Genomic DNA, 12,676 nt, shown 5'->3' with positions numbered 1-12,676 from the left:
ACAAAAAGTAGCATATACTAAGTGTTATCAGCCTCCCATAAAAAATCTGGGAGAATTTCAACGTGCAAGGAGGTAAATCCTATGCAAGAGGTTTGGACATCAAAGGAATTAGAATATGCTTTTTTGTTTACCCTAAGAAAAGTAAACTCGATCAATCTAGAAGGTTTCAAGCCATTTTTTAGTAATATGCCTATTGACCCTTATATCAAAGGCAATTATCGTTCCAGAAGATTATCTCGATTTACTGTCTCTGGAAATCAGTTGATCAAATTACCTCATGGACATTTCTTTCAAAGTAAAGAATATAATCCATTAGTAGGTGACATAAAAAGAGAGTTTGCAGAATTAGATGATGCACTTATAGAACTGGATATTTTTAGAAATCTTGTCTTAGCATTTAGTGATTCTTGTAAACTTCATCCTGAAGCTGAAATTGGAGTTCATCAGATTAGAATTATTTGTTCTCCAGATAATTTTGGTAATCCGGCACCTGAAGGTATCCATCAAGATGGCACTGATTTTATTGGCATATTCTCAGTAACTAGAGAGAATATTCAAGGTGGAGAAACACATCTATATACAGCTAAAAAAGAAAAGCCTGTGTTTAGCAAAGTTCTAAATCCTGGGGAACTATTATTGGTCAATGACCATGAATTTTTCCACTTCGCCAATCCCATAAAACCACAAACTGATGCTCAAGGAAGTTGGGATGTTTTTGTACTAACTTCTCCTAGCTTACTTTTGGAATAATTTTAGTAACCTGGAAATATTTTATAATCTACGAGATATGGGGAATTGAATCTATTCATTTTCCCTATTTTTTTTGTTTGTAATTGTAAATAATCATGCAATACAGTTCAGTTAAGGGTTATTGGTCTTTCAAGACGCGATAAATCGCGTCTCTACATAAGGGTTTTGGGCTTATCTGAACTGTATTGAATAATCATGCTGATATTGGTTTATCTAAATTGATGACTAAATTTAGCATATCAATTAATTTTTATCGTTATATAGCGGTTCCCACTCAAATGCGGTACAAAATTATATCGCAAGGTGTAGGGGCAATTCATGTAGACGCAAAGCGGCTTCCCGCAGGGTATTGCCCCTACGGGTGTACCTCACGTGAATGAGAACCGCTATATTAGGACTCCTATTTAATTTTTGAAAAAACTCCATACAACTCGAAAAGCCTGATTCCCTACTCCCTTATTTATTTTATTTCATCAAAAATCCGAAATTCAGCAAGGCCACGCTGGATACTTAGAATATTAAGTGTGAGTGCATAAGTTAGACTACAAAACAAGCCTGCTGGAATTCAACTAACTGAATCAACCAAACAAATGCTATGAATGACGAATTCTACAATAGAGGATTGGAAAAGGCTAGGCGAAAAGACTACGCTGGAGCAATTGAGGAGTTTAACCATGCTTTACAACTGACACCTTATTTGACCGAAGCTTACTTGCAACGGGGTTTGGCACATTATGACTCAGGAGCAATCCTGAAGGCTGTTTCAGATTATACCGAAGCCTTGAAGCTGAATCCTGAGAGTGTAGAGGCATATTATTGTCGGGGATTAGCAAGAGTGGCGCTGAAAAATTTGCCAGGGGCGTTGGAGGATGTAGAACGCGCTATTCGTCTCAATCTCAATTATGCTGCTGCTTATAATCTGCGGGGGATGGTGCGGCGCAAACAGGGTTATATTCAAGATGCGATCGCTAACTTTAAAAAAGCTGCACAACTATATTTAGAGCAACAAGACAAAGAGAATTGTCGTGGGTGTCTGGAACAAATTAAACAGTTACAACCCAAAGAATTACCAGCCCTTGAGCAATCACATTCTATAAGTGCGCCAATTTTATCCACCAATGATTATTTTACGCAACTATTAGAAAAGGCAGAAAAAGGAGATACCCAAGAGGCACTCGCCGATTTAAACTGGGTATTAAAAGCCGATCCGCAAGATGCCCAAGCTTACTGCTGTCGTGGGGTTGTGCGTTGTAAAATGGGTAATTATCGAGAAGCGATCGCAGATTTTAATCAAGCATTGCGACTAAACTTTCAAGATGCCATTGTCTATCGTAACCGAGGTAAAGCACGTTCTATATTGGGAGATCATCAAGGAGCGATCGCAGACCTTAACCAAGCACTCCAGATACAACCTGAAGATCCCTTAGTCTATATTGCCAGAGGTAATGCCTATCGAACAACAGGCAATTATCTTGGTGCAATTCAAGATTACACCCAAGCACTGCAAATCAATCCCGATGATGCTCAAGCTTACTACAATCGCGGTATTGCCTATACTTGCTTAGAAGAAATACAAAAAGCTGTGGAAGATTATCAACGAGCGGCGAGTATCTTTTGTGAACAAGAAGACTGGGGAAATTATCAACAAGTCTTAAGTAGCCTAGAAAAAATCCAGAAATTTAGTCCAGAGTCGAAAAAGCAAAAGTATAACCTGTTACGTCAGCGAATTTTGCGGATGGTTGGAGGATACTGGGAAATTGCCGAACGATTGATTCAGCAAAAGCAAAATTACCATCCTGGGATGTCAGACGAATGGTATTTGCAAAAAGTGATTGATGATTTAGAACGCGATCGCGGTAGATAAAATATAAAAGGGAATAGGGAATAGGGAACAGGAAAACAAGGAGTTTCAATCTACTGGCGTGGCAAGCAAAAAAATTGTGCATTAGACGTAGGTTGGGTGGAGCGGAGCGCAACCCAACAGATATCAGGATGTTGGCTTTGGCAAAGCCTCCACCCAACCTACAGCTAATTTATATTTCTTCATATACATTGAATTTTTCTCACTGACTTACTTATATCTTTATATTTAAAGTCCAAAAACTCAACCCAAAATCTCAAACTGTATAGATTACGTTGAGGATACTCTGCAATTTTAAAATCCTCTCAAAGGTCGTTTTTTAACCGAGTACCGTGGGTTTCCCCCGGTTCAATAATCGGCAAGTTTTGGGTCGGGGTCTAAATCCCCGGACGCGACTCGAAAATACTCGCTTGCCGCCGGCGCTATCGCAGACTCGCTTTGCGCGTCGCTTTCACAAAACTTAATTACGAATTACGAATTACGAATTACGAATTATTTAAGCCACCATTACTTCCTACTATAAATTGTACAAGAAAAAATATGCACAGAGGTAGATGAAAAATCAGTCAAGAGGTAGCCTAAAATACAAAGTATATCAATGATTAACCCGTAAGAAATACGGAAGTTTACTACGCTAGATAGATGCGGTTAGAGAACACTCAATGTTAAATGTTAACCGCTTGCGGCTGCAAGATATATTGAAAATTCCGACAAATTCACTTGTGGCAAAAATCGCGAGTGCAATCCCTATTTTGGTTGGCAGTTTAGTACTAGTTGGCTGGTGGCTTGGCATTGAAGTTCTCAAGCGCGGCTTTCTCGGTAGTCCTGCCACAATGAAAGTCAATACAGCGCTGTGTTTCATCCTGTGTGGTCTATCCCTGTGGTTATTTTCAAAAGCAGGGAAGCAGGGAAGCGTGGGAGAAAGAATAATTCAAAATTCCCCCCACAGTCCCACTCCCTCCAATTCCCAAAAGGGTCTTTTGACCCCAATAACTCTACTAATTTCTCAGGTATGTGCGATCGCCGTCACCACAATTGCAGCACTCACACTCTGTCAATATCTGTTCGGTTGGAATCTCGGCATTGATGAACTGGTGTTTCGTGATTCGCCAACTAGTATGGCAACACCATATCCGGGGCGAATGGGGGCGAACACAGCACTAAACTTTATGCTGGTGAGTGTAGCCCTACAGATTTTGATTCATTCAAAAAACCACCGCAGTTATTGGTATGCCCAAATTCTGGCTCTGATTGCGACTTTAATTTCCTTTCAGGCGCTAATGGGCTATGCCTACAAAGTGAAAGTTCTCTATGGACTTGCCCCTTATACAACATCAATGGCCTTACATACGGCGGGGTTGTTCATATTACTAAATATGGGCATTTTGTGGGTGCGGGCAGAACAGGGATTAATGTCGGTAGTCACAAGTGATACTTACGGCGGCTTACTTGCACGTCGTTTATTAGTTGCTGCGATCGCAATACCTTTTATATTGGGGTGGATAATTGTTAAAGGTCAACAGGCAGGACAATACGATCCGGCCTTTGCAGTATCGGTATTTGCCATCGTCCTGATTGTAATTTTTACTATTTTGATTTGGCAAAATGCCAGGGTTATTGAACGCCTCAGCTATCAACGAGACTGCGCTCAAAAAGCACTGAGAACCTACGAAGTTAAATTGGCAAGTTTTGTCGATGCTAACGTCATCGGTATTTTGTTTGGAGACGTGTATGGTAATATCCAGCAGGCAAACGACGAATTTCTCAGGATGATTGGTTACACGCGGGAGGATTTGTTAGCAGGTAAGTTAAGTTGGATCAATATCACACCACCAGAGTATCTATACTTGGATGAGCGAGGTGTTACGGAAGCACAAGGCAACACCAACGCTGCTTGTACACCTTATGAGAAAGAATATATTCGCAAGGATGGTAGCCGGATTCCGGTGTTAATTGGTTACGTGTTGCTAGGAGACAACCGGCAAGAATCGGTAGCATTTATTCTCGACTTAAGCGATCGCAAACAAGCAGAAGAAGTGCTATTAAATCAGCAGAAATGGCTAGAGGATGTGTTAAATCTGATGCCAAGACCGTTGCTGTTTATCGAACCAGGAACAGCGCGGGTAACTTTTGCCAATCGCTCTGCTGACGAATTAGCTGGGAGCGAATTTCCCAAAGGTGTAGCCGCCGCAGATTATCACACAGTTTACCACTACACAAATGCGGCTGGCGATCGCATCCCCAATGAACTTATGCCAGGAGTGCGGGTTGCCCTTGGCGAACGTCTGAATGGATTGGAGGTAGACTGGCACACTCCCGGTGGTGTGCGCTCTCTACTAGTATTTGCTGATACTTTGCCAGCAATGCACGGTCATCCATCTATCTGTATTTTGGTGTTCCAAGAGATTAGCAATCTCAAAGAGGTACAAAAAGCACTCTCGTTAGGTTACAAACGGCTAAAGCTACTATTCGACACAGTTAACGATTTACTATCGAGTCAGCAACCAGTAGTACTAATCGATAGCGTCTACCGAAAACTCTCAGAACAAATTGATTTAGATGTTTACTTTAACTATTTGGTTGAGGATAACTCTCAGTTAATGCAGTTGGGGTCTTACAGTGGCATTTCCCCAGAGATGGCGAAAGAAATTGAGTGGTTGGCATTTGGTGAATCGGTTTGTGGTAATGCAGCCCAGGAGCGTTGTGCAATAGCTGTAGAGAATGTGCAGCAATCAACTGACCCGCAAACAGAATTGATTCGCTCTTTAAACATTACTGCTTATTATGCCTATCCATTGATTGCCCAAGGACGACTATTGGGTACTCTTTCTTTTGGCAGCCGCACTCTGTTAAGCTTCACCGACAATCAAAAGGGGATGATGCAAGCAGTGTGCGACCAAATAGCGATCGCAATGGAACGGGCGAGTTTAATTGCTTCTTTGCAACAACAAACTGAAGAGTTGCAGGAGGCTAACCGGATGAAGGATGAGTTTCTAGGGATATTGTCTCATGAGTTGCGATCGCCCCTCAATGCCATCCTGGGCTGGGCACAATTACTGCAACGAAGCAAGCTGAGTGAAACCCAAATGGCTAGGGCTACGGAGACAATTGAGCGCAATGCCAAAGCCCAAACCCAGCTAATTGAAGACTTGCTAGATATATCACGGATGATTAGAGGTAAGTTACGCCTGAATGTCAGTACTTGTAATTTGGTTCCGATAATTGAGTCAGCCATTCAGACTGTTAATCTCGCCTCCCAGTCCAAGGAAATTGATTTGAGATTTTCCATTATTCCCTCCAAAGAAACGCCAAACTCAAATGGGGAATTAGAAATCAATCATGAAAATCTTAAATCTCCAGAAGCACAATCCCAAAGCAATCTTGGCGAGAATTCTCAATTCTTAGTTGCCGGTGATTTTGAGCGCTTGCAACAGATCGTCTGGAATCTGCTATCCAATGCCATCAAATTCACGCGCGTCGGAGGAAGGGTAGAGGTGCAATTGTCAGTAGTCAGTGGCCAAGAAAAACAACAGACAAAAGATAAATATGCCCAAATTCGGATAATTGATACAGGCATTGGGATTAATCCTAACTTTCTTCCTTACGTCTTCGATCGCTTTCGTCAAGCTGATAGTTCTAACACTAGAACATACGGTGGATTAGGATTAGGATTAGCGATCGTCCGTCATTTAGTAGAACTGCATGGTGGTACTGTTCACGCAGATAGCCCAGGCAAAGAACAGGGAGCAACGTTTACAGTAAAACTACCACTTCTAAAGAGTTCCCCCCTCAGCTACTCTGCTCCTGTGCCCTTTGCATAAGTTCGTAACTTTTTTAAACGCAGAGGTAAGGGACTTCCAAATAAAAAAATATTCAATTAACTCTTGTGGGGTGGGCATCTTGCCCGCCCTATAGACTGGGCGCTCATGTTGCCCACCCCACAATATTGGATAATTTATTTCTTGGAGTTCCCTAAACGCATAGGTACGCAGAGTTTTGCCAAGGGACATCCAGAAATTAAATTACTCAATTTTTGCATCCAATAATAGGAGCGGGGGGACAAGGTAGCGATATCTCTCCTAAGTCTCCCCAAAGCGATTGATTATTTTTTTATTTGGAAGTCTCCAAAGTTAATTCGCTATGAATTAATGAAATGTTGTACTTAGAAAAAATGTGCAATGGGTTAGTCAAACCACTTGAAAACTAAAGCTAAAACTTGCCCAATTATTCACATCTAAGATATATGAGTCGGCTGCTGTGCCGTTTATCTCCGTTTTAAGATGTAAGTCTTGGAGCAAGGCTTGTGCAATGTTTAAGGAATTCAATAATGGGCCAATCGGCCGTTGTTCGGCTGAGGAATGTTTAGCAGCGTTCAAAGCGGCGATAGTTGCGCTAAAGGGAGTAGTACTAAAAATCAGTTGTTGTTCGCTAAAGAAAGCTGGCCCTGAAATCACCCATTCGGAAGCAGCATTAGTTTGGGGTAAGGTAAGGGTTTCACCTGGGGCGATGACAACTTCTTTGAGGAGGGGCTTAATGTCTTCAGTATTTGGTTCTTGGGGAGTTTCCCAGGAGTAGAGGGCGATCGCTGTATGATTATTATTTAATCCCAGCACAATTAAATATACTGGGCGATCGCTCTGGTTTTCCACTCGATATTGCATTCGACTACCGATAGGGACAATCGGTGTGGGGAGAGATGTGATTAATCGCGTCTGTACTGATTTTTTAATCGGAGTTTCAATTTTAAAAGCTCGGACTGTTTCACGCTGCATAACAACGCGAGGCGATATATTACTAATTATTTCTAAGGTTGCTTTAATAGCCAAGCGAGAAGAACCTTGATTTTCTGTGAGTCGCCATAACTTAGCTGCTAGCAAGGTTGATAATTTTGGCGCTAACCTTTGCGCGGCTAATTTTACTGCTTCTCCTACTTCCCCCGTGGTATTGGGAATTAGCTCGCCACCGAGAGAAAATAGACCATAACGACTAGGAATTTCCTGTAACTTACCAAAAACATAATCAGCAGGTTTTTCTCCCACTACTACGGTGGAGACATGGGAAAATGCAGCGAAGGCACTTGTGGCGTCTACCCGCTCAATTCTTTCCAATCCAGTATCGAGAGCTATGGTTAAATTAACATTTCGGGGTAAAACCCGGACTGCTTCTTGGACGAGTTGCCCGACTTGTAGGGAATTTGTACCTTCGGTTTGGGAAATTTGGGCTTTTGCTGTTAACCCAGTCCGCGATCGCAATATTAATTGCTCTGTTGTTGCTAAAGTAAATCGAGAATTCACCCCGTAGTATAGCAGCACTTGTGGCGGTAATCCTGCCAACCACAGATGGACTGTTTTACCGTCCTCTTCAATAGCTGTCACCGCGCCTTCTGCACCAATGATACTCTCTGGCAAACCTAACCCCCCAGCCCCCTTCCCTACAAGGGAAGGGGGAGAATTCAAAGCCTCTCTCCTTTTAGGAGAGAGGTTTGGAGAGAGGTTTTCCAGATCCCCTGGTTGCTGTTTACTACCCAATTTGGATAGAGAATTTTCTACATGGGAAAGAGCGACTTGAATTGTGGTAGCTGGGGTGAATTCCCACAAATACTGTGTCAAGGCGTAGGTAAATAACCCAGCACTAAAACCAGCAAAGAGTCCTTCCCTTGCCGGCTGCTTTGGTTCTGAGGTAGCTGCTAAAACAATCGGAGTGCTGGGTAACTTCTGAGTTTTGAGTTGTTGGAGAAAGTCGAGTTCCTCTGGTGCTAACTTTGCCTCTACTAACTCTTGAAGGGCGCGAATTTTTAATCCTAATACTGTGTTAGGAGCATAATAGCTAGTATCTAATACTGCTGTGACTCGTTCGGTGGGGAGCGATCGCAATAATAGCAGCAGAGTTTCTTCTAATATATAGTTGACTATTTTCTCATCTTGTGAATTTTGAATAAAATTAGCTGACACCAGAGCATTTTGCTTGGTATCTGGCGATGTTTCCAATTTTACACAGCTGCCATAACCGCTAAAGTGGAATACCACTACATCATCGGGTTTAGCTTGCTTGCCCAGGTGATCTAAAAAAGCCACCTCAATGAATTCTCTGCTGGCTTGTTCCTCAGTTAAGGTTAGAATATCTGATCCTTGGAAGCCAAAACGATGAATCAAAAGTTCTCTTTGTAGTTCCACATCCGTCAGACAACCACTGAGGGCTGGGATTTTTGGGTATTGGTTAATACCTATCAGCAATGCCAATTTGCGCGGACTGGGTTGTGCCAAAGCCTGATAATAGCGATTTCCCAAAGACAACCACTCAGTTTCAGTTACCCCCAATACCGCGAGTATTGAGCCAATTCTCTGTAAAAACGTGCGCCGTTCCATAGTTAGCTATCAGCCCTCAGCTATCAGTTAGCAGCTTACAGGGCTGAACTCTGTATTGTAAAGTTACAAAAATGTGGGGAGTGGAGGGGCAGGGGGGCAGGGGGGCAGGGGGGCAGGGGGAAAATTCTTAACTCCTAACTCTTAACTCCTAACTCTTCACTCAGCACTCAGCACTGTTTTGCCCCATGCCCTAAGCTGGTACTTCTATCCGCATTGCCCGCGCCAACTCTGCCGCCACTTCTGGGCGAGAAAATTCTGGCGGAGGTAACTCACCGCGCCGCAGCATTTCCCTGACTTTTGTCCCCGATAGGTGAATGCGTTCTTCTGGCCGGCTGGGACTGGTTTTAGATGTTGCCATCTGCTTAGTGCGCGTGCAGTAGAAAGCGTGTTCAAATTTCATCGGCACAATGCCTAATTCACCTGGCGCAAACTCATCAAAGATATACTGTGCGTCGTAAGTGCCGTAATAGTCACCCACACCAGCATGATCCCGTCCAACGATAAAGTGAGTACAGCCGTAGTTTTTGCGGACTAAAGCATGGAAGATGGCTTCACGAGGCCCAGCGTAGCGCATTGCGGCTGGATTAATTGCCAAAGTTACCCGGTCTAAGGGGTAGTAATGTTCTAGCAAAATTTCATAGCAGCGCATCCGCACGTCAGCAGCAATATCATCTTCTTTTGTCGCCCCGACTAATGGGTGCAAAAATAAACCATCAACAATTTCTAAAGCGCACTTTTGAATATATTCATGGGCGCGGTGGATGGGGTTGCGAGTTTGAAAGCCGACGATGGTTTTCCAACCCTTGTCTTGAAATAGTTGCCGTGAGGCAGCTGGATCGATTTGGTAAGTGGGAAACTGGGGATGAGGTTCACGCTGCAACAGCCAAATATCACCCGCCAGATGTACAGTACCTTGGTTATAGAGTACTTGCACGCCGGGATGATTGACATCATCAGTGCGGTAGACTTTTATTGCTTCGCGGGTTTTGTCGTAGTGATATTTTTGCGTGAGTTGCAAAACTCCGATAAATTCGCCTCTGGAGTTATCCAGACGGATTAAGCTGCCTTCTTGTAATGGGGAAGCTACTTCTTCGCTTACCGATAGTGTAATCGGGATTGACCACACAAGACCGTTAGCTAATCGCATTTCTGTGACAGTGCGATCGTAGTCTTCTTGGTTCATAAAACCCGTGAGTGGACTAAAAGCACCGATCGCAATCATTTCTACATCCGAAACGGCGCGATCGTCAAGTTGCACTCGCGGCAAAAAGTCAGCTTTTGAGAGAAACTCTGCTCTTTGTTCTGGTGTGGCGATACGGTTAACCAACTGTCCACCGTGGGGGGCTATGGCATCTGGATTGTGACTCAACGTAATCCCCTCTTTGCTTTTACTGTTATTGTTTCAGATTATGTACTAACTTATCAAATGCTGGTACGTAGAGATAAAGACTTTGGGGATTGCTTTGTAGTTATTCCCCTTATCTTTATCGTCTGTTTTAAAAGATTTGTGGAATTTAGATACTTGAGATACTTGAGACTGTAATTAAACGTAGAACAAAATATAAAATATAGTTGTTGGTTGAGGAATTTACCAAGATATGGTTAGCCTTATTACTTTAGCAGCAGCGGAAGCGATCGCAAAGGTTGCTTTTGGCAAGTTCTTTGAGTCGAGTGCAGGTAAGTTAGGTGAGAAGTTTACTGAGACGGGACTGAAAAAGATTGACGAATTGTATCAGACGATTCGGAAAAGACTCAGTGGTAATCCTGGCGCTAAGGATGCTTTAACCGATGTTGAACAAGGTAATCAGGAAGCGTTACAGCGAGTAGCGGTTTATCTCCTGGATGTAATGAAAGCTGACGGCAACTTTGCCACAGATGTCCAAAAAATTGCTGATGAAATCAATATTCATCGCGTGGAAGATAACAGCCAACTTACACAGATTAACAAAGACCATAGCACTGGTTATCAGACAAAGACGGGCGATAACAACACTAATCAATTTGGCAATACAAATCACTACTATGGCACTCCGCCACAGGGTTGACTGGAGTCGTCCGTAAAGCAACGGATAAATTCAAGTCCCATTATTAACTCACTGCATCCAGATACTAGCTATTGGCAAGGGCGGACTGCTGAACTTGACCAAATGCAGCAATGGTTACATTCAGGTAATGTGCGTCTAATTGGTGTGACGGCTACAGGAGGTTATGGAAAGTCGGCATTAGTTGCTAAATTATGTGAAACAGTTGCAGCGAGTTTTTCCCAAAGGATTTGGGCAACTTTTAGTGATGCGTATCCTTTTGCTGTGTGGGGACGCTGGCTATTGGATAAGTTGCAGAAACCAGCGCCGGAAAAACCAGAAGATTTATTAATTGCGGTTTGTGATTGTTTGCAAACAGAACGATATTTGCTGGTGTTGGATAACCTAGAAACTTTGCTGCACAATGATGGACAATGGCGAGATCAGGCTTATGATCAATTTTTATTGCGTTGGTTCGGTTCTAGCAGTGAAAGTAAGATTTTGGTGACTAGCCGCGAACAACCAACGCTACCAAACAATACCCTAAACCAAAGTCAATGGTTAAAACTGGATGGACTTTCCACAGATGCAGGGGTGGCGTTGTTACAAGCTTTAGAAATTCAAGGTTCAGATGCAAATTTAGCAGAATTTGTCAAGAGTGCTGATGGGCATCCTTTGTTATTGAAGCTGGTGGCGGGGTTGCTGAAAGCTGAAGAGGGAGAAGAGGCGAATATTAGTGTTTTGAACCAGAATATTTTCGAGATATTAGGCTTGCACCGAGATGACCCAGAGGCGAGTATTGCTAAAATCTTAGATGCGAGTCTTCAGCGTTTAGAACCCAGATTACAAACTCTGTTGCAGTATTTAAGCGTGTATCGCTTACCCTTTGACTGTTCAGCAGCAATGGCGATATCTGGCTTCATTGATGAAGAACAAGTAGAAGTAGTTGACTTTTCACAGGATTTGGAAAACCTCTCTCCAAACCTCTCTCCTAAGAGGAGAGAGGCTTTGAATTCTCCCCCTTCCCTTGTAGGGAAGGGGGCTGGGGGGTTAGGTTTTGCCTTTTCTTCTCCAGATGAGGTGAAGAGTCAGGTAGAAATACAACTGCGACAACTAGCAAAACGTTCTCTGTTACAAGAGAAGAAACAGCAAGGGGTGTGGAAGTTTTATTTTCAACCGTTAATTCAAAGCTATTTACAAAACTCCTCTTCACCAGAAGCGCATCAATGCGCCATCGCCTATTATGAACAACGCCGGAAACCGGAACTTTTATCTACAGATAAACTCGATGATGTGGCGGAATATCTAGAAGTTTTTCATCATCACTGTGAACTTGGGGAATATATTCAGGCTTTTTCTAGCGTTTATTATCCTGAAAACAATCATGATAACTGCGACGAATTTTTAAGAAAAAATTACTACTATCCAGCCCGTCTGACATTATATAAGCGTTTAGATCAAGAGTGGCAACAGCCAGAAAATCCAGATGAATTAAAACGCTACAGTGATTTACTCAAGGTGTACGGCGATGTATTGCAGTTCCTCGACCGACGTGATGAAGCATTACAACGCTACGAAACCGCTTTGTCATTTTACCGCGACACTGGTTCTCGCTTGGGGGAAGCCAATACATTAATAGCTATCGGCGATGTATTGCAGTTCCTCGACCGACGTGATGA

The 12,676-nt window shown here is 42.9% G+C and carries 7 protein-coding genes; 5 read left to right on the top strand and 2 right to left on the bottom strand.

Annotated elements, in window-relative coordinates:
• Positions 1-81: 81 nt before the first annotated feature.
• The 3 genes from V7K76_RS16805 (at position 82) to V7K76_RS16795 (ending at position 6,432) form a co-directional block, all read left to right on the top strand.
• A complete protein-coding gene (locus V7K76_RS16805) occupies positions 82-750 on the top strand; it encodes a 2OG-Fe dioxygenase family protein (protein WP_334778515.1) in 669 nt (222 codons plus the stop codon).
• A gap of 595 nt (positions 751-1,345) precedes the next feature.
• Positions 1,346-2,614: a tetratricopeptide repeat protein gene (locus V7K76_RS16800; protein WP_334778514.1), complete on the top strand. Its 1,269-nt coding sequence runs from the start codon at positions 1,346-1,348 to the stop codon at positions 2,612-2,614.
• A gap of 659 nt (positions 2,615-3,273) precedes the next feature.
• Complete coding sequence (locus tag V7K76_RS16795; protein ID WP_334952466.1) at positions 3,274-6,432, top strand: ATP-binding protein; 3,159 nt, start codon at positions 3,274-3,276, stop codon at positions 6,430-6,432.
• Between the two features lie 366 nt (positions 6,433-6,798).
• On the opposite strand, the gene V7K76_RS16790 is transcribed toward V7K76_RS16795, so the two are convergent.
• Both V7K76_RS16790 and sat read right to left on the bottom strand, forming a co-directional pair.
• Positions 6,799-8,976, bottom strand: a complete 2,178-nt coding sequence (locus V7K76_RS16790) for a caspase family protein (protein ID WP_335029898.1) — start codon at positions 8,974-8,976, stop codon at positions 6,799-6,801.
• A gap of 190 nt (positions 8,977-9,166) precedes the next feature.
• Positions 9,167-10,345 carry a sulfate adenylyltransferase gene (gene sat / locus V7K76_RS16785; protein WP_335029896.1) on the bottom strand — a complete coding sequence of 393 codons (1,179 nt, stop codon included), beginning with the start codon at positions 10,343-10,345 and terminating at the stop codon, positions 9,167-9,169.
• A 229-nt stretch (positions 10,346-10,574) separates the two neighbouring features.
• On the opposite strand from sat, the gene V7K76_RS16780 reads away from it, so the two are divergent.
• Together V7K76_RS16780 and V7K76_RS16775 are read left to right on the top strand one after the other, a co-directional pair.
• Positions 10,575-11,021 (top strand): hypothetical protein, encoded by a 447-nt coding sequence (locus V7K76_RS16780; protein WP_334778510.1) that lies wholly within the window; start codon positions 10,575-10,577, stop codon positions 11,019-11,021.
• Between the two features lie 102 nt (positions 11,022-11,123).
• A partial coding sequence (locus V7K76_RS16775; protein WP_335029895.1) for an NB-ARC domain-containing protein occupies positions 11,124-12,676 on the top strand: 1,553 nt, incomplete at its 3' end.

Origin of the sequence: Nostoc sp., from assembly GCF_036917975.1 — a bacterium.
Taxonomy (GTDB): Bacteria; Cyanobacteriota; Cyanobacteriia; order Cyanobacteriales; family Nostocaceae; genus Nostoc.
Note: the sequence above shows the minus strand (reverse complement) of the source record. Positions and strands in the feature narration are given on the sequence as shown.